The organism is Pseudomonas syringae (genome assembly GCF_021606685.1).
GTDB lineage: Bacteria > Pseudomonadota > Gammaproteobacteria > Pseudomonadales > Pseudomonadaceae > Aquipseudomonas > Aquipseudomonas syringae_R.
Genome location: NZ_WKCB01000063.1, coordinates 1 through 23,961, shown reverse-complemented (window position 1 = coordinate 23,961; position 23,961 = coordinate 1). Strand labels below are relative to the sequence as shown.

Sequence of the window (23,961 nt, the reverse complement as noted above, 5' to 3'; positions counted from 1 at the left end):
CCCTTCGGGTCTCACCTTTTTCGACTAAGTTGCCCCTATGCTCAAACGCTTTGCCTGGCTGGCACTCTTTGCTTGCGCCCCGCTGTACGCGGCACCGCATCTCGATGATCAACGTTTGCAGCAATTGGCCAACGATCCGTTCTGGCTTTCGCTCGGTCATTACGAAGCCGGCAAGATCAGCGGCTGGCGCAGCTATGTCAGCGACAAGAAATTCTTTCTCGCAGCCGATGGTGCGCATCACCCGGATGCTGAACTCAAGGCCACCGTCGAAGCGCTGTACGCGCCGGCCAGCCTGGGTGAACAACACGCCCAATGCGTTTACCCCGCACGCACCCGCTGGCTCAAGGATCAGTTGCACCTGACCGACCTGCCCGCGCTGGAGTGCAAAGAATTCACCCAATGGTTCAAGGACGTCGCGCCCCATAGCGCGGTGATGATCTTCCCGGCGGCCTACCTCAACAGCCCGTCGTCGATGTTCGGCCACACCCTGTTGCGCATCGACCAGGCAGACGTCCAAAGCAACAACACCGCCCTGCTCAGCTATGCGATCAACTTCGGCGCCTATATCGAAGGTTCGGACAACAGCATCCTCTACGCCTGGAAAGGCCTGATGGGCGGCTACCCCGGCCTGTTCGCCCTGGTGCCCTACCAGGAAAAACTCTCGGAATACCGCAGCCTGGAAAACCGCGACCTGTGGGAATACCGCCTGAACCTCACCGAAGTCGAAACCAAGCGCATGGTCGAGCACGTGTGGGAGCTCAAGCAGATCCAGTTCGACTACTTCTTCTTTGACGAAAACTGCTCATACCGCCTGCTGGAGCTGCTGCAAGTGGCGCGCCCCGGCCTGCGCCTGACCGAACAATTCCCGCTCACGGCCATCCCTACCGACACGGTCAAAGCCGTGAAAGACGCGGGCCTGGTAGAAAAAATCGACTACCGCCCCTCGCGTGAGCGCGAGTTGCTGGAGCGCGCCAAGCCGCTGGACAGCGACGAGCAGCAGTGGGTGTTGAAGGTCAGCGACGATCAGAAGCAATTGCAGGAGCCGGCGTTCAAAGCCCTGCCCCGCGAGCGCCAGGCCTTGATTATCGACGCCGCCTATCGCCTGGGCCGCTACCGCGCCAATGGCCTGGAGCGCGACACCGCACGCTCCCAACGCAGCTTCGAATTGCTGCGCGCAATCAACCAGAACCCCGCGCCCGACCTGAAGATCACCCCGCCCGGTCTGCCGGAAAACGGCCATGAATCGCGCACCTGGCAAGCCGGCATCGGCACCCGTGGCGACAAAGCCTTCGGTGAATACGGCCTGCGCATGGCCTACCACGACCTCAATGACAACGCCGAAGGCTTCCCGCTGGGCGCGCAGATCGAAATCCTGCAGATGAAACTGCGCCAGTACGAAGGCAACCACTGGCAACTGCAGCAACTGGACCTGGCCACTATCCGCTCCCTGACGCCGCGCAATGCCTTGCTGCAACCCTGGTCATGGCAAGTCACCGGCGGCCTGGAGCGCGTGCCCGGCAAACACGACGACGAAACCCTCGTCGCCCACGTCAACGGCGGCGCCGGCGGCACCTGGCAACTGCGCGACGACATGCTCGGCTTTGCCCTCGGCACCGTGCGCGTGGAACACAACAACGACTTCAGCGAAGCCATCTCCCCGGCAGCGGGCTTCAATACCGGCGTGCTGTGGAAAAACCCACTGGGCAACCTGAGCCTGGAAGCCAAGGGCGATTTCTTCACCAATGGCGAAGTACGCCGCAGCATCAGCCTGAACCAGCAGTGGGAGCTGTCACGCAACCTGGGCCTGCGCCTGAGCGCCCAGCGCGAGTACAGCCATTTGTCCACGCCGGTGAATGAAGTGATGCTTGAAGTGAAGTGGTATCACTACTGATCTGCAAGGCCTGGTGAGTATCCAATGTGGGAGGGGGCTTGCTCCCGATGGCGGTGTAGCCGTTGAGTATCCAGCGACTGACACAGAGCTTTCGGGAGCAAGCCCCCTCCCACATTTGTCTCGCGTGTATTCAGCACAAACTCGTAGCCTATTTCTAACCTATTGAAAAATAGGCAGGAAATTTAGGACAGTTTTTTAGCTTTTTTCAGTCGAGCCAAAACGCCTCTTACCACCTTCTCTTTATAGGGTTTTGAACTAGTATCGGATGGCAATCAAATTGCCATCCCATCTATACACGGATCTGAATAGGTAAGAGGCTCATTATGGATTTCTTTGAAAAGCTAACCAGTCTGGCAGCAAAAGTTCGGCTACAAGGCCCTGCCATTCAAACAGAAGAAGCGACAAAAAATGCTTTCGTAATGCCTTTCATCAACACCGTGTTGGGCTATGACGTATTTGATCCACAAGAAGTGACGCCGGAATTTGTCTGTGATGTCGGGACGAAGAAAGGTGAGAAAATCGATTATGCAATCATGAAAGAGGGTGAGGTTCAAATACTCATCGAATGCAAAAAGATCGGTGAGTCATTAAGCATCAATCACGCCTCGCAGCTTTTCCGGTACTTTCACGTTACCAGCGCAAGAATTTCAATTCTTACCAACGGCCAGGTCTACCGGTTTTTTACCGACCTGGACGCCCCCAATAAAATGGACGAAAAGCCATTTCTAGAGCTCGACCTACTGGACATTGATGAGTACGCCGTACCGGAGCTGATCAAACTCACCAAGTCGGCCTTCGACGTTGATTCCATTATCAATGCAGCGGGAGAGCTGAAGTACGTCAGTCAGCTTAAAAAGCTCATAGGCAGTCAGGTCAGCAAACCTGAAGACGACTTCGTAAAATTCTTCGCCTCCCGCGTTTATGAGGGCGTCATCACACAAAAAGTACGTGAGCAATTTTTCGAGCTGACCCGAAAAGCATTAGCGCAATTTCTTAACGACCAGATCAACGATCGGCTGAAGTCCGCAATGAGCGGTGCGATTCAACCGACAATGGCATCGATTCCCGTCGCCAATAGCGCGAACACGGAGGCGCAGGAGAGGGACGAGTCAGAGGAAAAAATTCTGACCACACTGGAAGAACTTGAGGGGTATCACATCGTTCGTGCTGTTGTTCGGTCAGTGGTCGATGCAAAACGGATCGTTCAACGAGATACCCAAAGCTATTTCGGAATTCTGCTAGACGATAACAACCGTAAGCCCATCTGCCGCCTCCACTTCAATCGCAGCCAGAAGTATCTGGGGATCTTCGACGAAGAAAAAAATGAGACCCGGCACGCGATTTCATCCATTGATGAGATTTACGAGTACGCCGATCAACTGAAAAAAACAGTGGGCTACTACGACTGAAGCCCGGTTTGAGACCCACCATGATCGCAACCCTGTGGCGAGCGGGCTTGCCCGCGTTGGGCTGCGCAGCAGCCCCAATCATGGGCGACTCCGGTGTGCCAGGTTCCCCGCGCGCCTCTTTATGGGGGCTGCTTTACAGTCCAACGCGGGCAAGCCCGCTCGCCACGGAAGCAGGTCGCGTTGAATGGCGCGTTAACCCAACATCTTTCTCACCGACCTTTCACACCGCCCCGACAATTCCCTGACTAGACTTCCCCCATAAGCCGTGAAACGGCCAGGGAGTACGCCATGTGGCGGTATGCGGTAATGCTGTGTGCGGTGGTGTGGCTGGCGGGTTGCCAATCAACTCATCAGGATTTGCTTGCCAAAGGTTATCCACCGGCTTTTGCCGATGGCTTTGATGATGGTTGCAGCAGCGGTCGACAGGCCGCTGGCGTGATCACTGGGGCGTTTCGCAAGGATGTGCCGCGCTACCTCAAAGACCGGCAATACGCCGAGGGCTGGGAGGATGGCTTTCGCCAGTGCAAGGCCATGCGAGAGAACGAAGAGTTGCGCGATTACAAGGACAACCATTGGGATGACCGTGAGCGCGCCTGGCAGCAAGAGAAAGATCGCGATGCGGCCAGGGCCTATCGCTCGCAATAGGTCGCTTTCAGACATCCATCGAAACTAATGCGCGGTGACCATGGCCCAAACTCCATAGAGGGAGCATGTCATGAGCCGAGCTTTTGTAAACGAAGACAACGCCGCCGCCCAGGCTGATCAGCCGGTAGAGCGCCAGGTCAGCCAGCAGCCCAATCACTTGACCGCGCAAGGGTTGGCGCAGTTGCAGGCCAAGGTTGCGCAACTGCAGAGTGAGTACAGCGCTGAATCCGCCAGGGGCGAACAGGCCGACAAACAGCGTCAGGCGGATCTTGAGCGCGATTTGCGCTACTTCAACCAACGGGTGCAGAGCGCCCACGTGGTGGCGCCGGCCACCTCTACCGACAAGGTGCAGATCGGCAGCTGGGTCACCTTCGCCAACGAACAAGACGAGCAACAACGCATTCAACTGGTCGGCGAAGATCAGGCCGATGCCGGCGCAGGCCTGATCAACTGGGGTTCGCCCCTGGGTCGCGCGTTACTGGGGGCGCAAGTCGGCGACGAGGTGCTGTGGAAGCGCCCCGTCGGCGATCAGTTGATCGAGGTGCTGCGCATCGACGCAGAGACCTAGACGATGCCTTGGGCCAGCATCGCGTCGGCAACTTTTACGAAGCCCGCGATGTTCGCGCCCTTCACGTAGTTGACCCGGCCGTTTTCTTCGCCGTAATGCACGCAGGCATGGTGGATCGATTGCATGATGTTGTGCAGCTTGCTGTCGACTTCACCGGCAGTCCACAGCAGGCGCATGGCGTTCTGCGACATTTCCAGGCCACTCACGGCCACGCCGCCGGCGTTGGAAGCCTTGCCCGGCGCAAACAGAATGCCCGCCTCGATAAAGATATCCACAGCCTCCAGCGTGGTCGGCATGTTGGCGCCTTCTGCCACGCAGAGGCAGCCGTTGCGCAGCAGGGTACGCGCCGCTTGGGCGTCGAGTTCGTTTTGGGTGGCGCACGGCAAGGCGATGTCGCAGGCCAATTCCCAGGGGGTTTTGCCGGCGCGAAATTCCAGGCCGTAACGGGAGGCGAGTTCGCTGATGCGCCCGCGTTGCACGTTTTTCAGCTCCAGCAGGGCCGACCATTGTTCCTCGGTCAAACCGCTTTCGGCGTACAGGGTGCCTTCTGAGTCCGACAGTGAAATCACTTTGCCACCCAAGTCCATGACCTTACGCGCCGCGTATTGCGCCACGTTGCCGGAGCCGGAGACGGCTACGCGCTTGCCTTCAACCCGCTGGCCATCGCGCTTGAGCATTTCTTCGGCGAAGTACACGCAGCCGAAACCGGTGGCTTCGGGGCGGATCAGGCTGCCGCCGTAGGTCATGCCCTTGCCGGTCAACACCGAAGTGAACTGGTTGCTCAGGCGTTTGTACTGGCCAAACAGGAAGCCGATTTCGCGGGCGCCCACGCCGATATCACCGGCTGGCACGTCCACGTCTGCGCCGATATGCCGGTATAGCTCACTCATGAACGCCTGGCAAAAACGCATGACCTCGGCGTCGCTCTTGCCTTTGGGGTCGAAGTCCGAGCCGCCTTTGCCGCCGCCCATGGGCAGCGAGGTCAGGGAGTTCTTGAAGGTCTGTTCGAAGGCGAGGAATTTGAGCACGCCCAGGTTCACCGACGGGTGGAAACGCAGGCCGCCTTTGTAGGGGCCAATGGCGCTGTTCATCTGGATGCGGAAACCGCGATTGACCTGGACCTTGCCATGATCATCCACCCACGACACCCGGAAGGTAATCGCGCGTTCCGGCTCGCAGATGCGCTCCAGAATGCCCGAGGTCAGGTAGTGGGGGTTCGCTTCAAGAAACGGCCAGAGGCTGCGCAGCACTTCTTCGACGGCCTGGTGGAATTCCGGCTGGTCGGGGTCGCGTTTTTTGAGGCGGGCAAGGAAGGATTCGACGGATTCGATCATGAACAGTCTCGGCAAATTGATTGTTTTTAAATGAGATTGAGCCGGACCTTAGCAATTCAGGTTGCACCTGAAAAGCGCAAAATGTCGCCTTTGTGAATTTAAATGGTGCATTGGATATAAATACCCGGGCTTTTTCGCACCAGGAAAGGGATTTCAATTGAGATCATGCACCACTCGTTAAACTGCTTTCGCGAGCAAGCCCGCTCCCACATTTGATCGGGTTCCAGCTTTGGAGTGCAGTCGAATGTGGGAGCGGGCTTGCTCGCGAATGAACTCAACCCGGTCGCCCTGACATACACGCAAAAAAAACGGAGCCCCAAGGCTCCGCTTTTTTCAAACCCGCCCAAATCAGGCCAGTTTTTTGTGCCGTACACGGTGCGGTTGGGCAGCTGCTTCGCCCAAGCGCTTTTTACGGTCCGCTTCGTACTCGGTGTAGTTGCCTTCGAAGAACACCGCCTGGGAATCGTCTTCGTACGCCAGGATGTGGGTCGCCACGCGGTCAAGGAACCACCGATCGTGAGAGATCACAATGGCAGCGCCCGGGAAGTCCAGCAGGGCTTCTTCCAGGGAACGCAGGGTTTCAACGTCGAGGTCGTTGGACGGTTCGTCGAGCAGCAACACGTTGCCGCCCTCTTTCAGGGTCAGGGCCAGGTGCAAGCGACCACGCTCACCACCGGACAGGTCCTTGACGAACTTCTGCTGGTCGCCGCCCTTGAAGTTGAAACGACCGACGTAGGTGCGCGACGGGATTTCATAGTTGCCGATACGGATCTGGTCGGAACCGTCGGAAATCTGCTGGAACACCGTCTTGCTGCCGTCCAGGTCTTCGCGGCTCTGATCCACACAGGCCAGCTGCACGGTTTCGCCGACTTCGATGCTGCCCGAGTCCGGGGTTTCCTTGCCCATCAGCATGCGGAACAGTGTCGATTTACCCGCACCGTTACCACCGATAACGCCGACGATCGCGCCTTTTGGCATGGAGAACGACAGGTTGTCGATCAACACACGGTCGCCATAGCCTTTGGTAACGTTTTTGAATTCGATGACCTTGTCACCCAGGCGCGGGCCGGCCGGGATGTAGATCTCGTTGGTTTCGCTGCGCTTCTGGAATTCCTGCGATTGCATTTCTTCAAAGCGTTGCAGACGCGCCTTGGATTTGGACTGGCGGGCCTTGGCGCCTTTGCGCACCCACTCCAGTTCTTCCTTCATGGCTTTTTCGTGAGCCGATTGCTGCTTGGATTCAGCGGCCAGACGGTCGGACTTGGCTTCCAGCCAACCGGAATAGTTGCCCTCGTAAGGGATACCGGCGCCACGGTCGAGTTCCAGAATCCAGCCGGCCACGTTGTCCAGGAAGTACCGGTCGTGCGTGATCGCAACCACGGTGCCCGGGAAATCGTGCAGGAAATGCTCCAGCCAGGCGACGGAATCGGCGTCCAAGTGGTTGGTCGGTTCGTCGAGCAGCAGCATGTCGGGGGCCGACAGCAGCAGGCGGCACAGGGCCACACGACGTTTTTCACCACCGGACAGGAATTCAACCTTGGCGTCCCACGCCGGCAGGCGCAGTGCGTCGGCGGCGACTTCCAGCTGGCGCTCCAGGTTGTGGCCGTCGCCAGCCTGCAGGATGGCTTCGAGCTTGGCCTGTTCAGCGGCCAGCTTGTCGAAGTCGGCGTCGGGTTCAGCGTAGGCCGCGTAGACCTCGTCCAGGCGCGCCTGGGCGTTTTTGATCACGGCCACGGCTTCTTCGACCACTTCACGCACGGTCTTGGTCGGGTCCAGGATCGGCTCTTGCGGCAGGTAGCCGATGTTCAGTTCGGGCATCGGGCGCGCTTCGCCTTCGAACTCGGTGTCGACGCCGGCCATGATTTTCAGCAGCGTGGACTTACCCGAACCGTTGAGGCCAAGCACGCCGATTTTGGCGCCAGGGAAGAAGGACAACGAAATGTTTTTCAGAATTTCCCGCTTCGGCGGAACAACTTTTCCCAGCCGATGCATGGTGAATACGTATTGAGCCATGGTAAACCTAGCGTCAGTGACCGATGAATTAAGCGGGCGAAGCCCGTGCCAGGCCATGCGCCGCGCGGGCCGTTGACGATCATCAATGCCTGCGTGCGGAAAAAGCCTGAATGTCTGGGGCTGGAACGCCCTCGCGTAACCGGCAAAGCTACCTGAATGCGCTTGGTCAGTCCAGCCAGGCGGGGCTGGCACTTTGCCACAAGTCAAGGCATGCTAGCCGCCCTTCGGGCGTCCGGCTTATAGTGCACGTCGCGCGCCAGTCCAGCCAAACCGCAGGATCACAGCTTGTCCAAAGTCACGCCGCCAACTCCCCTGCGCGCCGCGCATATAGCGCCGGGAGCGCCCCTGCACGGCACCCTCAAAGGCGCATTGGCGACGCTCGTCCTCATGCTGCTCGCGTTATTGTTCTGGCAACTGCTGGACCAACTGCAGCAAAACCAGAAAGACCAGCAGCAATACACCATCGACTACAGCGCCGACCTGGCTGAACAGATCAGCCTGAATATGGCCCTGAGCGCAAAAATTGCCCTCAACCTGCTACCGATGGTCGAACCGCCACGCGACAGCGAACAGCAACAAGCCTTGATGCGCACGCTGCAGCGCTCCCTGCCGGAGTTGCGCAGTATCGCCCTGCTCGCGCCCAGCGGCGCGATGATCAGCGACAGTGCCGGTGACAGCCAGGACAGTGCGTGGCTCGAGGAGTTGGTGCAGCGCAGCCATTCGCAGTCCTATTACCTGAGCAACAGCGACGACGGCACGATCATCTATCTGTTACTGCATCAGCCCAGCGGCGGCTCCCGGGTCTACTGGGTGCTGCGCCTGGCGCCGAGCTACCTGGCCAACCTTACCCGCCAGGATGGCCAGGGCCAGCGCCCGATGTGGGCCATCGAGAACCGCGTCAACCACCGCGTGGTCAGCCGTGACAATGGCATGCCGGCCCAATGGGCCAGCGCCCTCACCCCGGACGAACTGAACAAAAGCGTGCTGGTCACGCCCCTGAGTAAAAGTGACTGGCAACTGCGCGGGCTGTTCGACCGTACGGCTGTGCTGGAACAACTGCTGCCAGCGTTTATCGGCAAATGCCTGCTGGGCCTGGCGTTTTCGCTGATCCCGGTGATCGTGCTGCTGAACATGCGTCGCCGCCAGCGCCAGGTGCATGAAGGCCGGCGGCGCTACCAGGATATTTTCGAAGGCACCGGCGTGGCCCTGTGCGTGCTTGACCTGTCGGGCCTGAATGCGTTCTTCGACAGGGCACGCCTGCAGACCCGCGAGCAATTGCAGGCCTGGCTGCACGACAACCCGGTGGAGCGCCAGCAATTGCTCAAGGAGCTGCGCATCACCGAGGTCAACCAGGTGGCGGTGAGCCTGTTGAACGTGGGCTCGTGCGAGCAAGCGTGGGAGCGGCTGATCGATGACTGCCCGCGCAACGCAACGTCCATCGGCTACCAGGTGCTCGAAGCCGTTCTCACCCAGCAGAGCCAGTTGGAGCTGGAAATCCAGCTCAAGGACGTGGCCGGCAGCGAACAATACCTATGGCTGGTAATGCGCCTGCCTGAGCAGCAGGATGACTTCAAGGCGGTGATCCTCAGCATCAGCGATATCACCAGCCGCAAGCTGATCGAGCTGTCGCTGGTGGAACGCGAGAGTTTCTGGTCGGACGTGGTGCGCACCGTGCCCGACCACCTGTATGTGCAGGATGTGATCAGCCAGCGGATGATTTTCAGCAACCACCATCTGGGCCACACCCTGGGCTACAACAAAGCCGAACTGCAGCAAATGGGCGAGTACTTCTGGGAAATCCTGCTGCACCCCGAGGACGCCGAGCATTACCACGACTTGCGCCAGCAACAACGCGCAACCGGCTACACCACCCAACTGCAATGCCAGTTGCGCTTCCGCCATCGCAATAACCAGTGGCGGCGCTTTGATATCCGCGAGCAGGCGCTGGCACGGGACAAAAGCAGCCAGGTCACGCGGATCATCGGCGTGGCCAAGGACATCACCGACCAGATCGAGGCCAGCGAATCCCTGCGCGACAGCGAGCAGCGCTACCGCATGCTGGCCGAAAGCATCAGCGACGTGATCTGTTCCACCGACAGCCAGCTTGCGCTTAATTACATCAGCCCATCGGTGAGCGCCGTACTGGGTTACGACGTGGACTGGGTGTTCAAGAATGGCTGGCAGTCAATTATTGCCAACCCGCAGCAACTGGCCGGGATTTACAGCCTGGTGGAACAGGTCAGCCGCGCGCTGGCTGATCCCGAGGCACTGAACAGGCTGCGCGATGACATTCAAACCCAGCTGTTCCTGTTCGACTGCCTGCGCGCCGACGGCCGTAAAGTGCCGATCGAGCTGCGCGTGGTGCTGGTGTGGGACGAACACGGCGCGTTCGAGGGCATCCTCGGCGTGGGCCGTGATATCAGCCAGCAACGCCGCGCCGAAAAAGACCTGCGCATGGCGGCCACGGTATTCGAGCACTCCACGTCGGCGATCCTGATCACCGACCCGGCCGGCTATATCGTGCAGGCCAACGAGGCGTTCAGCCGGGTCAGCGGGTACGCGGTCAGCGACGTACTCGACCAACTGCCGAACATGCTCACCGTCGACGAACAGCAGGAAGCCCACCTGCGCTATGTGCTCAAGCAACTGCATCAGCACAGCACCTGGGAAGGCGAAGTGTGGCTCAAGCGCCGCAGCGGCGAGCATTACCCGGCCTGGGTCGGCATTACCGCCGTGTTCGACGATGAAGGCGACCTGGCCAGCTACGTGTGTTTCTTCAGCGATATCAGCGAGCGCAAGGCCAGCGAGCAGCGCATCCACCGCCTGGCCTACTACGACGCCCTGACCCACCTGCCCAACCGCACGCTGTTCCAGGACCGCTTGCACACGGCGCTGCAGTCGGCCGAACGGCAGAAGTCGTGGGTGGTGCTGATGTTCCTCGACCTCGACCGCTTCAAGCCGATCAACGACTCCCTGGGCCACGCTGCCGGCGACCGCATGCTCAAGGAAATGGCCACCCGCCTGCTGGGCTGCGTGGCCGAAGACGACACCGTGGCGCGCATGGGTGGCGACGAGTTCACGCTGCTGCTGCAACCGCGGGTCAGCCGTGAAATGGCGCTGAACCGTGCGATTCACGTGGCCGAGCAAATTCTCGCCAGCCTGGTGAAACCGTTTGTACTCGAGGGCCGCGAGTTCTTTGTGACCGCCAGTATCGGCATCGCCCTCAGCCCCCAGGACGGCAACGAGCTGAGCCAGTTGATGAAAAACGCCGACACGGCGATGTATCACGCCAAGGAGCGCGGCAAGAACAACTTCCAGTTCTACCAGGCCGACATGAACGCCAGCGCCCTGGAGCGCCTGGAGCTGGAAAGCGACCTGCGCCACGCCCTGGACCAGAACGAATTCGTGCTCTATTACCAACCGCAGTTCAGCGGCGACGGTAAACGCCTGACCGGCGCCGAAGCCTTGCTGCGCTGGCGCCACCCGCGTCGCGGGCTGGTGCCGCCGGGGGACTTTATCCCGGTGCTGGAGGAGTTGGGGCTGGTGGTGGACGTGGGCGACTGGGTGATCAGTGAGGCCTGCCGCCAGCTCAAGACCTGGCACCAGAACAAAGTACGCGTGCCCAAGGTTTCGGTGAATATCTCCGCCAGGCAGTTCTCCGATGGGCAGTTGGGTACGCGCATCGCCACCATCCTCGAAGACACTGGCCTGCCGCCGGCGTGCCTGGAGCTGGAGCTGACCGAAAGTATCCTGATGCGCGAAGTCAACGAAGCCCTGCATATCCTCGACAGCCTCAAGAACCTGGGCCTGAGCATTGCGGTGGACGACTTTGGCACCGGTTACTCGTCGCTCAACTACCTCAAGCAATTCCCCATCGACGTGCTGAAAATCGACCGTACCTTCGTCGACGGCCTGCCGTCAGGCGAACAGGACGCGCAGATCGCCCGCGCGATTATCGCCATGGCCCATAGCCTCAACCTGGCGGTGATCGCCGAGGGCGTGGAAACCCATGAGCAGCTGGACTTCCTGCGCGAGCATGGCTGCGATGAGGTGCAGGGTTACCTGTTCGGGCGGCCAATGCCGGCGAATCGGTTCGAGGCGCAGTTCAGTAATGATGCCCTGTTCATGTTTGACTGAAGCCCGCTCGCCACGATCTGCTCACCCCAAAAACAACCGCTGAGTTCCAGATGAGCCCCGCTTGTCCGCGACATGATGTCCTTTCATATGCCATCTAAAACCCATTGGGTTAGAATGCCCTCCTTTTCTGCCCCCGATCCTTGAGGACCGCCATGTTCAGCCGTGATTTGACTATTGCCAAGTACGACGCCGATCTCTTTGCCGCCATGGAGCAAGAAGCCGTGCGCCAGGAAGAGCACATTGAGCTGATCGCTTCGGAAAACTACACCAGCCCTGCGGTCATGGAGGCTCAAGGTTCGGTTCTGACCAACAAGTACGCCGAAGGCTACCCAGGCAAGCGCTACTACGGCGGTTGCGAATACGTCGACGTGGTTGAGCAGCTTGCTATTGATCGCGCTAAAGAACTGTTCGGCGCCGATTACGCCAACGTTCAGCCGCACGCCGGTTCCCAAGCCAACAGCGCCGTGTACCTGGCCCTGCTGCAAGGCGGCGACACCATCCTGGGCATGAGCCTGGCCCACGGCGGTCACCTGACCCACGGCGCCAGCGTTTCGTCCTCCGGCAAGCTGTACAACGCCGTTCAATACGGTATCGATGCCAACGGCCTGATCGACTACGACGAAGTCGAGCGCCTGGCGGTTGAACACAAGCCAAAAATGATCGTGGCCGGTTTCTCTGCTTACTCGCAGATCCTGGACTTCCCACGCTTCCGCGAAATCGCCGACAAGGTTGGCGCTTACCTGTTCGTGGACATGGCTCACGTAGCCGGTCTGGTCGCCGCTGGCGTCTACCCGAACCCGGTGCCGTTCGCTGACGTGGTGACCACCACTACCCACAAGACCCTGCGCGGTCCACGTGGCGGCCTGATCCTGGCTCGCGCCAACGCCGAGATCGAGAAGAAGCTGAACTCCGCAGTATTCCCGGGTGCCCAGGGTGGCCCACTGGAGCACGTGATTGCCGCTAAAGCGATCTGCTTCAAGGAAGCCCTGCAGCCTGAGTTCAAGACCTACCAGCAACAAGTGGTGAAAAACGCCCAGACCATGGCCAGCGTGTTTATCGAGCGCGGCTTTGACGTGGTGTCCGGCGGTACTGAAAACCACCTGTTCCTGCTGTCGCTGATCAAGCAGGACATTTCCGGCAAAGATGCTGACGCTGCCCTGGGCAAAGCCTTCATCACCGTGAACAAAAACTCCGTGCCGAACGACCCACGCTCGCCGTTCGTCACTTCCGGCCTGCGCTTCGGCACCCCGGCTGTGACCACTCGTGGTTTTAAAGAAGCAGAGTGCAAGGAACTGGCCGGCTGGATCTGCGACATCCTGGCTGACCTGAACAACGAAGCCGTGATCGACGCGGTCCGTGAGAAGGTCAAGGCCATCTGCAAGAAGCTGCCGGTGTACGGCGCTTGATTGCAGTTGCTTGAATGAAAAGCCCGGCTCTTGAGCCGGGCTTTTTTATGCCAATTCCAATTTGAAATACAGTTAATTGTGGGAGGGGGCTTGCCCCCGATAGCAGTGGTTCAGCCAGCCCATCTGTGCCTGATGTACTGCCATCGGGGGCAAGCCCCCTCCCACATTTGATTGCGTTTCAAGTCAGGTCAGGGTTGATAGACCTTGGCAAAGCCTTCGCGAATTTTGTCTTCCGGCAATTCGTCGGCAATAAACACAATCACACTTTCCCGTGCCTCGCCCTCGGCCCATTCGGTATCCCAGTCGAAACCGTAAAGCTTCAGCACCCCCTGGAACACCATCCGCCGGTCTTCGCCAGCAATGTTCAACACGCCCTTGTAGCGCAGCAGTTGCTTGCCGTGGTCTTCGAGCAGCTCGTTCATGAACTCGCTGAGACGGTCGATATCCAGCGGCTGGTCGGTGCGCAGTACCAGGCTGGAAATGCGGTCGACGCTTGGCGCAGCGCTGACCGGGCGCAGGCTCATGCCGGCGTTGAGGTTGAAGCCACGCACGTCGAGCAGCTCGGCCAGGTCGATGGCGCCATGGTCGACCACGCGAATCGGCGCGCGGCGGTTGATGCGCGTGAGCCGTTCGCTGAGTGCGTCGAAGGTCGCGGCGTCCACCAGGTCGCGCTTGCTCACCAGCAGGCGGTCGGCAAAGCCAATCTGCGCCTGGGCGATGGTCTGGGTCAGGTGATGTTCGGCGTGGGCCGCGTCCACCAGCGTGATGATGCCGTCGAGGATGTAGCGCTCGCGCAGGTCCTCGTCGATAAAAAAGGTCTGGGCCACCGGCGCCGGGTCGGCCAGGCCAGTGCACTCGATCACCAGGCGGTCGAAGGCGATCTCACCGCTGTCCAGGCGTTCCAGCAGCAGGTAGAGGGCCTTGGTCAGGTCGGTGTGGATGGTGCAGCACACGCAGCCATTGGACAGGGTCATGACTTGCACCGGCTCGGCGCCCAATAGCTGGGTGTCGATACCGGCGTCACTGAATTCGTTTTCGATCACGGCGATTTTCAGGCCGTGCTCGGCTTTGAGCAGGTGGCGCAGCAAGGTGGTTTTACCGGCGCCAAGAAAGCCGCTCAGGATGGTGACGGGGATGGGAGAGGACAAAATATTCTCCTTGAAGCAACACAGAAACAAATGTGGGAGGGGGCTTGCTCCCGATAGCAGTGTGTCAGGCACTTGCATGTCACTGACACACTGCTATCGGGAGCAAGCCCCCTCCCACAAGGGATCACCGCAAACCCAGGTTACCGGGTCAGCAGCACTTGGGCCCACCCTTGCCGCCGTAACGGGCTTCCTGGCGTTCCCGGAAGAACGCCTTGTAGTCCATCACCGGCTTGTCCGGGTGTTTGGTTTGCATATGCTCGACGTAGGTGTCGTAGTCGGGCATGCCGACCATCAGGCGCGCGGCCTGACCGAGGTATTTACCGAGGCGACTGATGTCATTGAACATGGTTGCAACCCTCGATCACGCGTCCGGAACAGCCTGGAACGGGGCTTCTTTATCCGTACGTTCTTTATTGCCCCAGGCGGCGATGCCAACCTTGAGCGCATAGAACAGGATGCTGAATACCACGAACAGGAACAGCGCCGTCAGCGTTGCGTTGGTGTAGGCATTCCAGATCACGTGCTGCATCTGGTCGATGCTCTTGGCCGGGGCCAGGATCTGGCCGTTTGCCAGGGCATCGCTGTACTTCTTGGCCAGGGACAGGAAGCCGATCGCCGGGTTAGCGTCGAACAGCTTGATGAAGCCCGCCGTGGTGGTGCAGATCAGCAGCCAGACAGCCGGCAGCATGGTCACCCAGATGTAGCGTTGGCGTTTCATTTTGATCAGCACAACCGTCGCCAGCATCAGCGCGATACCCGCCAGCATCTGGTTGGAGATACCGAACAGCGGCCACAAGGTGTTGATGCCGCCCAGTGGGTCGATCACGCCTTGGTACAGCAGGTAACCCCACATGGCCACGCAACCGGCGGTCGCGATCAGGTTGGCGGTCCACGACTCGGTGCGTTTCAGCGCCGGTACGAAGGAGCCCAACAGGTCTTGCAGCATGAAGCGACCGGCACGAGTACCGGCATCAACTGCCGTCAGGATGAACAGCGCTTCGAACAGGATTGCAAAGTGGTACCAGAACGCCATGGTGTTTTCACCCGGCAGTACGCTGTGCAGAATCTGCGCGATACCGACCGCCAGGGTCGGTGCACCACCGGCACGCGCCAGGATGGTGGTTTCACCGATGTCATGGGCCACCGCCGACAGCGCTTCAGGCGTAATCGCAAAGCCCCAGCTGCTGACGGTTTGGGCCACGGTGACGACGTCGGTGCCGACAATCGCGGCGGGGCTGTTCATGGCGAAGTACACGCCCGGCTCGATGACCGACGCGGCAACCATCGCCATGATGGCCACGAACGACTCCATCAGCATGCCGCCGTAACCGATGTAACGGGCGTGGCTTTCATTGGCGAGCAACTTGGGCGTGGTGCCCGAGGAGATCAGCGCATGGAAGCCCGAGACCGCGCCACAGGCGATGGTGATGAACAGGAACGGGAACAGACCGCCCTTCCACACCGGGCCGGTGCCATCGATGAACTGGGTCAGCGCGGGCATTTTCAGGTCGGGCATGGTCACCAGGATGCCGATGGCCAAGGCGATGATGGTGCCGATTTTGAGGAAGGTGGAGAGGTAGTCACGCGGTGCGAGGATCAGCCACACCGGCAGTACCGCCGCAACGAAGCCGTAGCCGATCAGCATCCAGGTGATTTGGATGCCGGTGAAGGTAAAGGCCTTGGCCCAGACCGGGTCAGCGGCAATCTGCCCGCCCAGCCAGATCGAACCCAGCAGCAACAGCACGCCGATGATCGAGATTTCGCCGATACGGCCCGGGCGGATGTAGCGCATGTAGATGCCCATGAACATCGCGATCGGAATGGTCGCCATCACCGTGAAGATGCCCCATGGGCTCTCGGCCAGGGCCTTGACCACGATCAGCGCCAGCACCGCAAGGATGATGATCATGATCAGGAAGCAGCCAAACAGGGCGATGGTCCCCGGAATGCGGCCCATCTCTTCGCGAACCATGTCCCCCAGGGAGCGGCCGTTGCGACGGGTGGACAGGAACAGGATCATGAAGTCCTGCACCGCACCGGCCAGCACTACGCCGGCAATCAGCCAGAGCGTGCCGGGCAGGTAACCCATTTGCGCCGCCAGCACCGGGCCAACCAGTGGGCCTGCACCGGCAATCGCCGCAAAGTGGTGACCGAAAAGGATATGTTTGTTGGTCGGCACATAGTCCAGACCGTCATTGTTGAGCACTGCGGGGGTGGCCCGCCGTGGATCGAGTTGCATCACGTTGTTAGCGATGAACAGACTGTAGTAGCGGTATGCGACCAAATAAATGGCCACCGCAGCGACCACAATCCACAAGGCGTTGATCGCCTCGCCGCGGCGCAAGGCCACTACGCCCAGGGCGCACGCTCCTACGATTGCCAGCACCAGCCAGGGTAAGTGGCGTAGCAGGCTATTATTATTTTTCATTTTTATATTCCAGCCAGGGTGGACAGAAAGGACAGCCAGTCCGAGTTTAGCGCTGTTGGCCCCAAAGACCACCCCCCTACGTTGGTCTAGAGCCTTTGAAGGCAAAAAAAACGGCAAAAAAAAACGAAATAAATGCCCGATGATGGCGCAGGGCTACAATCCCTTTATCCACAGAGGGTTTCACCATGACCGAACAACCGTCTGACCGTCGCCGTTTTCGGCGTATCGCCTTTGACGCCAGGACTACCATTGCCCAAGAAGGCTGGAATTGGCCGGTGCAACTGGTGGATCTGTCGCTCAAGGGTTTGCTGGTGCAACGCCCTGACGACTGGCGCGGCAAGGCCACAGAGCCGTTCGATGTGGATATCCGCCTGGACCCCCAGGCGCATATACAGATGCAGGTCAGGCTGGCCCACGACGATCATGGCCAGCTTGGGTTTGTGTGCGAGCACATTGACCTGGAGTCGATCAGCCATTTGCGCAGGCTGATCGAGCTGAACCTGGGGGATGAGCAAGAACTGCACCGCGAGCTGGCAGCGCTGCTGAAAGTCTAAGAGCCAACACTAATCAAATGTGGGAGGGGGCTTGCCCCCGATAGCAGTGTGCCAGGCACTGAATAGGTCACTGACACACCGCCATCGGGAGCAAGCCCCCTCCCACATTGATTTTTGCAGTGTTGCTGATTACTCGAACAATGCGTCCAGCGCTTGTTCCAGGCGGGTTACCCCAATCACCTTCAAGCCTGCCGGCATTTCCTTGGGCGCATTGCCCTTGGGCACAATCGCCCGCTTGAAGCCGTGCTTGGCCGCTTCCTTCAAGCGCTCCTGGCCGCTCGGCACCGGCCGTACTTCACCCGACAAGCCCACTTCACCAAACACCAGCAGGTCGTGGGGCAATGGCTTATTACGCAGGCTGGACATCACCGCCGCCATCAAGGCCAGGTCGGACGCTGTCTCCAGCACCTTGACCCCGCCCACTACGTTGAGGAATACGTCCTGGTCATGGGTGGGGATGCCACCGTGACGGTGCAGCACCGCCAGCAACATCGCCAGGCGGTTCTGATCCAGGCCGAGGGTGACCCGTCGCGGGTTGGCCAGGTGGCTGTCATCCACCAGCGCCTGCACTTCCACCAGCATTGGCCGGGTACCTTCCCACGTCGCCATCACCACGCTGCCCGGGACTTCTTCCTGGGCGCGGGTCAGAAAAATCGCCGACGGGTTGGAGACTTCTTTCAGCCCCCGGTCAGTCATCGCGAACACACCGAGTTCGTTGACGGCGCCGAAACGGTTCTTCACCGCGCGCAGCAAGCGCAGGCGACCATCCGATTCGCCCTCGAAATACAGCACGGTATCCACCATATGCTCCAGCACTCGCGGCCCGGCCAACGCGCCCTCTTTGGTCACGTGGCCGACCAGGAAAATCGCCGTGCCGCTCTGCTTGGCATACCGCACCAACAGCGCCGCACTTTCGCGCACCTGGGATACACCGCCGGGGGCCGATTGCAGTTGCTCGGTGAAAATCGTCTGGATCGAGTCGATCACCATGACCTTGGGCTTTTCGATACGGGCCGTGGCGATGATGCTTTCGATGCAGGTTTCGGTCATCACCCGCAGTTGGTCCTGGGGCAGGCCCAGGCGACGGGCGCGCATGGCCACCTGTTGCTGGGATTCTTCGCCGGTGACGTACAGCGCGGGCATGCGGCTGGCAATGCTGCACAGGGTTTGCAGCAGGATCGTCGATTTACCGATACCCGGGTCCCCGCCGATCAGCACCACCGAGCCGTCCACCAGGCCGCCGCCCAAGACCCGGTCGAGTTCGCCGGATGCCGTGGAAAAACGCGGAATCTCTTCAACGCTGACTTCAGCCAGGGTCTTGATCTGCGCCTGTTGCCCGGTCCAGCCGGCCCGGCCGGTAGGGGCAGCGGCGCCGCCGCTCTCGATCATGGTTTCCGTGAGGGTGTTCCACGCACCGCACTCGGTGCATTGGCCGGCCCACTTGGGAAAGGTCGCGCCGCACTCCGTGCAGCCGTACATGCGCTTGGCCTTTGCCATTTGAAAACCTCCAACGGAAAAACCGCGATGATAGCTCAGCGCGACGCCGGGGTCCGGATTTCACCGCTGGCCAATCGTGCAGCACTGTTGCCAACCGGGTCTTGAGCGTTGAGGTCGGCGCCCTTGGCTTTGAGTTCATCCAGCAGTTCGACACGTTTGAACAGCCCGGCATACATGGCGGCGGTCTGGCCGGCGCCGTTGCGCTGGTCGGGGTTGCAGTCGGTGGCCAGCAGGCGTTGAGCGATTTTCAGCTCACCCTTGAAGATCGCGCCCATCAAGGCTGTGTTACCGCGTTTGTCCTGCACGCAGGCGTCGGCACCGGCGGCGAGCAAGCGCTCCACGTAGGCGCTTTCACCGTGGTAGGCGGCGAGGATCAGCGCGGTGTAGCCCTTCTCATCCTGGGTATTGAGGCTGTAGCCGGAATCGATAAAGGTATTGAGCATGTCGAGGTCGCCACGGCGGGCGGCGTCGAAGTAATAGTCTTGTAGCTGCGCCTTGAGTGCTGTCGGCTCAGGGGATTCGGCATGGGCGACAAACGCCAGCATGGCCAGCAGCAAACCGATAGAAATACGCATGGCTTTCTCTCCTGCCAAAAGGCCGATGCCCACACTGGGCATCGGCCAATACCAACGGATCAGTCGCTGAGTTTGTCGGCCAGCGCCTTCACGCGCGCCAAGTCACCCTTGGCGACCTGGGCCACACCGGTGCCGTACTCGGGGTCGGCCTTGTAGAGGAACGACAGGATGATGTGCTTGCTCTCATCGTCCGTAGTGGCCAGGGAGCCGCCGAAGTTTTCGATCAGGTCCTGACGCTCTTTCTTGCTGTAGGAGCGATACAGATCACCCGCCTGCTTGAAGTTCTGCTCGCGCTGGATCTTCGCCTGCTGGGTGCTGCCCGCCAGGGCCGACTGGCTGAAACGCGCGGTTTGCGGCTCTTCACGCGGCTCCAGGCGGCTTGGCTGGTAGTTCACGCCGCTGGTGGTTTTGCCGGGGTTCATCGCGCCATCCTGGTTACCGTTGTTAACGGTGACCCGTGGAGCGTTGATCGGCAGTTGCAGCGCATTGGCGCCCAGGCGGTACATCTGCGTGTCGGCGTAGGAGAACACCCGGCCTTGCAGCAGCCGATCCTCAGACGGTTCGATGCCCGGCACCAGGTTGGCCGGGGCCATGGCCACTTGCTCGGTTTCCTGGAAGACGTTGGCCGGGTTGCGGTTCAGCACCATCTGCCCGACTTTGCGCTCGGGCACATTCGGCCAGATCTTGGTGGCGTCCAGCGGGTCGAAGTCGAACTTGGCCAGGTCTTCAGGCTTGAGCACCTGCACGTACAGGTCCCACTTGGGGAAGTCGCCCTTGTTGATATGGGTGACCAGGTCGTTGGTCATGTGGCTGTAGTCACGGCCCTGCACTTGGGTGACTTGCTGGGGATCAAGGTTCTTGATGCCTTGCAGGCTCTTCCAGTGGAACTTGACGTAGTGCACCTCACCCTTGGCGTTGATCAACTTGTAGGCATGCACGCCATTGCCGTCCATCTCCCGGTAGCTGGCCGGGGTGCCGGAGTCGGAATACAGCTCGGTCAGCGTACGAGTGGCCTCGGGCACATGGGAGAAGAAATCGAAACGGCGCGAGTCATCATCCAGGTTGGTGCGCGGGTCTGGCTTGAAGGCATGGACCATGTCCGGGAATTTGATGGCGTCGCGGATAAAGAACGTCGGGAAGTTGTTGCCCACCAGGTCCCAGTTGCCGTCGGCGGTGTAGAACTTGGTGGCGAAGCCGCGTGGGTCACGCAGGGTTTCCGGGGAGTGGTTGCCGTGCACCACGGCAGAGAAGCGCACGAACACCGGCGTCGCCTCGCCAGCGGCGAAGACTTTGGCCTTGGTCAGGTCGCTGAGGGGGTCGGTGACGGTGAAGGTACCGTGGGCACCGGTGCCACGGGCATGCACCACGCGCTCAGGGATGCGTTCGCGGTCGAAGCGCTGCAGCTTCTGGATCAACTGCACGCTTTGCAGCAGCACCGGGCCGTTGGCACCGGCGGTCTGCGAATTCTGGTTGTCGCCCACCGCAGCACCGTTGTCGCGGGTCAGGTTGGCGGCGTGTACCGACAGGGAAAGCAGGCTGGCGGTCGCCAGTAACAGCGCATGACGCGCCAGCACCGGGCCGCGACTCATTGGGGTCTTCATCAAGGTTTCCTCTGGTTTTTTTAATGCACATTCAGTTGTGCTTGCCAGAGGCTAGTGACCCCGGAGTCAGAAGATAAATAGAAAAGCCGTACCAGCCCGATTGATAAAATAGTGTGGTAACCCACTGAAATAGCGAGTAATTCGCGCGCGATTGATGGCACTTTGCAAACTATTTGCGATTTAATGTGTCGATAAAAACTAACAGTGTTAACGGTTGTGTCGGGCACGCCCGCTATGACTGACTTACACTGAGCCCCACCCTTCTCATCTGTAACAAGGAATAACCTATGGGCGTGATCAGTGAGTTCAAGGCCTTCGCGGTCAAAGGTAATGTGGTCGATATGGCCGTCGGTATCATCATCGGCGCCGCCTTCGGCAAAATTGTTTCCTCGTTTGTAGGCGACGTGGTGATGCCGCCACTCGGCCTGCTGATCGGTGGCGTGGACTTCGGGGATCTGGCGATAACGCTCAAGGCCGCCCAGGGCGACATACCAGCCGTGGTGCTGGCCTACGGCAAGTTCATCCAGACGGTGATCGACTTCCTGATCGTTGCGTTTGCGATCTTCATGGGCGTGAAGGCGATCAACCGTCTCAAGCGCGAAGAGGCCGTGGCACCTAGCCTGCCGCCGACGCCAAGCAAGGAAGAAGTGTTGCTGGGCGAGATCCGCGATCTGCTCAAGGCACAGAACGACAAGCCGCTTTAATCGGCAATGGCTAATTGAAAAGGCGCCTGTTCAGGGCGCCTTTTTTATTACCAGTAGTTTTCCACCGCCACCTGGCCTGGTCGTCGGCTGAGGCTCAGTTGCAGGTCGCGTTGCTTGAGCAGTTGGCGGGTGTCGTCGACCATCTGCGGGTTACCGCAAATCAACACGCGCGAATGCTCGGGGCTCAACGCCACACCGGCGGCCCGCTCCAGCTCGCCGTTGTCGATCAACGTGGTGATGCGCCCGTTCAAGGCGCCCGGATGCTGCTCGCGGGTGACCGTTGGGATATACGTCAGCTTGTGCGCGTACTCGGCCAGGTACTCACGCTCGCCCAGCGTCTCGATCAGCGTCTGATAGGCCAGCTCCTTGGCTTCCCGCGCGCTGTACACCAGGACGATGCGCTCGAATTTCTCCCACACCTCGAAGTCCTGCAGGATCGACAAAAACGGCGCCACGCCGGTGCCGGTGCCCAGCATCCACAAGTCACGACCATCGACAAACCGGTTCAACGTCAGGTAACCGGTGGCCTGGCGCTCCACCATCAAGGTGTCGCCCACCCGCAGGCGGCTCAGTTCGCTGGTGAATTCCCCGCCGGGGACGACAATAGAGAAGAAATCCAGGTGCTCATCAAAGGGTGAGGACACCACGGAATAGGCGCGCCACACCGTGCTGCCATCGGCCTTCGTCACCCCGAGGCGCACGAACTGGCCCGCGGTGAACCGGAAACCCGGGTCGCGGGTGGTGCGTAGCGTAAACAGGCTGGGGGTCAGCGATTGCACATCGAGCAAGGTCTGGCGGGTAAATTTCTCAGCACTGGCCGTCATGGGGGGCTCCGTTCAACAGGTGCCCTAGTGTCCCTCAAAGTCGCCTGCACAAACACCGCTGGTTTGTAGTGGCATCTCGACGGGCGCGTAATGGCAGTTCAGCAGCACACCTAATCAATTCGCTATGAGCACCGATTTAAAAATCACACACCGACTTACAGTTGCATTCAGCAGATGCTCCAACCCGTTAAGAACTATCAGGTAAGCCATTAGATAGCCAACTAACGGCCCATGGAAAAATTATTAAGCCCGCTCGCACAATAACCAAAATTTAATATCGACTCTCATCGCGTGTCCTACACTTCCTTCCTACGACCTCGGGAGTTCCGGACGTATCCCAGTCGCAGCCCCCCATGGAGAGTTACCAATGGTCAACTGGCGCAACACGCGACTCCCCAAACTGGAAGGCGAGAGCGAGGCAACCACGCTGTTCGATATGGTCCTCAACCACACCTACGCACTCGGCTTTCAATACTGTTCATTTACGATGAGTTCACAACTACCCAACAATCAAGTGAAGCCACTTTGCATCAACAACTACCCAGACGAGTGGAACCAACTGTATAACCAGGCCCACTTCTTTGACGTCGATCCGGTTGTTAAACATTGCAAACAGAGTGTGTTACCTCTCGTATGGGAGGAACAAGCCTTTAAAGAGTCACCCAACCTATGGTCGTTGCTCCAGTCGTTCGGCGTACACCTGGGTTGGACACAAGCCGTGCATGATTTCCAGGGTGTCTTCAGCATGCTGACCCTGGGCCGCAGCAAGGGCGAAGTCAGCCCGGAAGAGTTATATGAAAAGGCCGGCCAGGTGCTGTGGTTATGCCATGCGATGCATGCCGTCGTGGCGCAAACCTATGCCGACAAGCCAAGCGCCAGCCCGGCCAGCAAATTGACCCCACGGGAAACCGAAATCCTCAAGTGGTCGGCCATGGGCAAGACCGCAGCCGAGATCGCCACTATCCTGTGTTTGTCTGAACGTACGGTGGGCTTTCATATTTGCAGTTGCTTCAAAAAGCTTGGGGTCAACAACAAGATCGCCGCCGTGCTCTGTGCGTCGAAAGCGGGCTTGTTCTAGCTCTTCATGAAACACCGCATGTAATCCCTCCTGAAAAAACGTAACATTTGCAGCCAACTCTGAGTGTTGAGCGCCACACAAGGTGCCGCCCGCTGTTCACTCAGGCGGTTGGGCAGACCACTGCCGCCTCCCCATCGATTACCCAGAGC

At 59.7% G+C, this 23,961-nt stretch carries 18 protein-coding genes; 9 read left to right on the top strand and 9 right to left on the bottom strand.

The genetic code is table 11. From position 1 onward, the window contains the following. Positions 1-37 precede the first annotated feature (37 nt). The 4 genes from GIW02_RS20690 to GIW02_RS20675 all read left to right on the top strand — a co-directional run bounded on the left by GIW02_RS20690 (position 38) and on the right by GIW02_RS20675 (position 4,513). Positions 38-1,891, top strand: coding sequence for an Lnb N-terminal periplasmic domain-containing protein (locus GIW02_RS20690; RefSeq protein ID WP_236414648.1), 1,854 nt, complete (start codon positions 38-40; stop codon positions 1,889-1,891). A 323-nt stretch (positions 1,892-2,214) separates the two neighbouring features. Beyond that, on the top strand, positions 2,215-3,300 hold the full coding sequence (locus tag GIW02_RS20685; RefSeq protein WP_236414647.1) for a type I restriction endonuclease: 1,086 nt from the start codon (positions 2,215-2,217) through the stop codon (positions 3,298-3,300). A 288-nt stretch (positions 3,301-3,588) separates the two neighbouring features. Next, on the top strand, positions 3,589-3,945 hold the full coding sequence (locus tag GIW02_RS20680; protein ID WP_236414645.1) for a hypothetical protein: 357 nt from the start codon (positions 3,589-3,591) through the stop codon (positions 3,943-3,945). Positions 3,946-4,015: 70 nt separating this feature from the next. After that, positions 4,016-4,513, top strand: coding sequence for a GreA/GreB family elongation factor (locus tag GIW02_RS20675; protein WP_236414643.1), 498 nt, complete (start codon positions 4,016-4,018; stop codon positions 4,511-4,513). Here the strand turns inward: GIW02_RS20675 and gdhA are convergent. Both gdhA and ettA read right to left on the bottom strand, forming a co-directional pair. After that, positions 4,510-5,847 carry an NADP-specific glutamate dehydrogenase gene (gdhA, locus tag GIW02_RS20670; RefSeq protein ID WP_236414641.1) on the bottom strand — a complete coding sequence of 446 codons (1,338 nt, stop codon included), beginning with the start codon at positions 5,845-5,847 and terminating at the stop codon, positions 4,510-4,512. The two genes, GIW02_RS20675 and gdhA, sit on opposite strands and share 4 nt — an antisense overlap. Positions 5,848-6,195: 348 nt before the next feature. Then, a complete protein-coding gene (ettA, locus tag GIW02_RS20665; RefSeq protein ID WP_236414630.1) occupies positions 6,196-7,860 on the bottom strand; it encodes an energy-dependent translational throttle protein EttA in 1,665 nt (554 codons plus the stop codon). Between the two features lie 285 nt (positions 7,861-8,145). Between ettA and GIW02_RS20660 the strand changes: the two genes are divergently transcribed. Further along, complete coding sequence (locus GIW02_RS20660; RefSeq protein WP_456361640.1) at positions 8,146-11,997, top strand: EAL domain-containing protein; 3,852 nt, start codon at positions 8,146-8,148, stop codon at positions 11,995-11,997. Between the two features lie 152 nt (positions 11,998-12,149). Beyond that, positions 12,150-13,403 (top strand): serine hydroxymethyltransferase, encoded by a 1,254-nt coding sequence (gene glyA / locus GIW02_RS20655; RefSeq protein WP_032884674.1) that lies wholly within the window; start codon positions 12,150-12,152, stop codon positions 13,401-13,403. 188 nt (positions 13,404-13,591) lie between these two features. Here the strand turns inward: glyA and yjiA are convergent, their stop codons facing one another. The 3 genes from yjiA to GIW02_RS20640 all read right to left on the bottom strand — a co-directional run bounded on the left by yjiA (position 13,592) and on the right by GIW02_RS20640 (position 16,979). Continuing rightward, positions 13,592-14,551 carry a GTPase gene (yjiA, locus tag GIW02_RS20650; protein ID WP_236414628.1) on the bottom strand — a complete coding sequence of 320 codons (960 nt, stop codon included), beginning with the start codon at positions 14,549-14,551 and terminating at the stop codon, positions 13,592-13,594. 148 nt (positions 14,552-14,699) lie between these two features. Next, entirely contained in the window at positions 14,700-14,897 is a 198-nt protein-coding gene (locus GIW02_RS20645; protein WP_003194308.1) for a YbdD/YjiX family protein, read from the bottom strand. 15 nt (positions 14,898-14,912) lie between these two features. Continuing rightward, positions 14,913-16,979 carry a carbon starvation CstA family protein gene (locus tag GIW02_RS20640; protein WP_236413820.1) on the bottom strand — a complete coding sequence of 689 codons (2,067 nt, stop codon included), beginning with the start codon at positions 16,977-16,979 and terminating at the stop codon, positions 14,913-14,915. A 185-nt stretch (positions 16,980-17,164) separates the two neighbouring features. On the opposite strand from GIW02_RS20640, the gene GIW02_RS20635 reads away from it, so the two are divergent. Further along, the gene (locus GIW02_RS20635) at positions 17,165-17,533 is read left to right on the top strand and encodes a PilZ domain-containing protein (RefSeq protein WP_236413818.1); all 369 of its coding nucleotides are present in this window, start codon (positions 17,165-17,167) and stop codon (positions 17,531-17,533) included. Between the two features lie 129 nt (positions 17,534-17,662). Here GIW02_RS20635 and radA read toward each other — a convergent pair whose 3' ends face one another. From radA to katB, 3 genes are read right to left on the bottom strand one after another with little or no spacing between them, the layout of a single operon-like run. Next, entirely contained in the window at positions 17,663-19,030 is a 1,368-nt protein-coding gene (gene radA / locus GIW02_RS20630; protein WP_017139308.1) for a DNA repair protein RadA, read from the bottom strand. A 35-nt stretch (positions 19,031-19,065) separates the two neighbouring features. Next, positions 19,066-19,605 carry an ankyrin repeat domain-containing protein gene (locus GIW02_RS20625; protein ID WP_236413816.1) on the bottom strand — a complete coding sequence of 180 codons (540 nt, stop codon included), beginning with the start codon at positions 19,603-19,605 and terminating at the stop codon, positions 19,066-19,068. A gap of 59 nt (positions 19,606-19,664) precedes the next feature. Beyond that, entirely contained in the window at positions 19,665-21,206 is a 1,542-nt protein-coding gene (katB, locus tag GIW02_RS20620; protein WP_456361641.1) for a catalase KatB, read from the bottom strand. A 287-nt stretch (positions 21,207-21,493) separates the two neighbouring features. On the opposite strand from katB, the gene mscL reads away from it, so the two are divergent. Continuing rightward, complete coding sequence (gene mscL / locus GIW02_RS20615; protein ID WP_236413814.1) at positions 21,494-21,910, top strand: large-conductance mechanosensitive channel protein MscL; 417 nt, start codon at positions 21,494-21,496, stop codon at positions 21,908-21,910. Positions 21,911-21,957: 47 nt separating this feature from the next. Here the strand turns inward: mscL and GIW02_RS20610 are convergent, their stop codons facing one another. Continuing rightward, complete coding sequence (locus GIW02_RS20610; RefSeq protein WP_236413813.1) at positions 21,958-22,734, bottom strand: ferredoxin--NADP reductase; 777 nt, start codon at positions 22,732-22,734, stop codon at positions 21,958-21,960. A 367-nt stretch (positions 22,735-23,101) separates the two neighbouring features. On the opposite strand from GIW02_RS20610, the gene GIW02_RS20605 reads away from it, so the two are divergent. After that, positions 23,102-23,812 (top strand): LuxR family transcriptional regulator, encoded by a 711-nt coding sequence (locus GIW02_RS20605; protein WP_236413803.1) that lies wholly within the window; start codon positions 23,102-23,104, stop codon positions 23,810-23,812. Positions 23,813-23,961: the final 149 nt, after the last annotated feature.

Coding starts and splice junctions, on each gene's coding strand:
- GIW02_RS20610 (WP_236413813.1), bottom strand. CDS start 22,734: ATGACGGCCAGTGCTGAGAAATTTACCCGCCAGACCTTGCTCGATGTG.
- GIW02_RS20685 (WP_236414647.1), top strand. CDS start 2,215: ATGGATTTCTTTGAAAAGCTAACCAGTCTGGCAGCAAAAGTTCGGCTA.
- GIW02_RS20675 (WP_236414643.1), top strand. CDS start 4,016: ATGAGCCGAGCTTTTGTAAACGAAGACAACGCCGCCGCCCAGGCTGAT.
- GIW02_RS20635 (WP_236413818.1), top strand. CDS start 17,165: ATGACCGAACAACCGTCTGACCGTCGCCGTTTTCGGCGTATCGCCTTT.
- ettA (WP_236414630.1), bottom strand. CDS start 7,860: ATGGCTCAATACGTATTCACCATGCATCGGCTGGGAAAAGTTGTTCCG.
- GIW02_RS20690 (WP_236414648.1), top strand. CDS start 38: ATGCTCAAACGCTTTGCCTGGCTGGCACTCTTTGCTTGCGCCCCGCTG.
- katB (WP_456361641.1), bottom strand. CDS start 21,206: ATGAAGACCCCAATGAGTCGCGGCCCGGTGCTGGCGCGTCATGCGCTG.
- mscL (WP_236413814.1), top strand. CDS start 21,494: ATGGGCGTGATCAGTGAGTTCAAGGCCTTCGCGGTCAAAGGTAATGTG.
- GIW02_RS20605 (WP_236413803.1), top strand. CDS start 23,102: ATGGTCAACTGGCGCAACACGCGACTCCCCAAACTGGAAGGCGAGAGC.
- radA (WP_017139308.1), bottom strand. CDS start 19,030: ATGGCAAAGGCCAAGCGCATGTACGGCTGCACGGAGTGCGGCGCGACC.
- GIW02_RS20645 (WP_003194308.1), bottom strand. CDS start 14,897: ATGTTCAATGACATCAGTCGCCTCGGTAAATACCTCGGTCAGGCCGCG.
- gdhA (WP_236414641.1), bottom strand. CDS start 5,847: ATGATCGAATCCGTCGAATCCTTCCTTGCCCGCCTCAAAAAACGCGAC.
- GIW02_RS20640 (WP_236413820.1), bottom strand. CDS start 16,979: ATGAAAAATAATAATAGCCTGCTACGCCACTTACCCTGGCTGGTGCTG.
- glyA (WP_032884674.1), top strand. CDS start 12,150: ATGTTCAGCCGTGATTTGACTATTGCCAAGTACGACGCCGATCTCTTT.
- GIW02_RS20625 (WP_236413816.1), bottom strand. CDS start 19,605: ATGCGTATTTCTATCGGTTTGCTGCTGGCCATGCTGGCGTTTGTCGCC.
- GIW02_RS20680 (WP_236414645.1), top strand. CDS start 3,589: ATGTGGCGGTATGCGGTAATGCTGTGTGCGGTGGTGTGGCTGGCGGGT.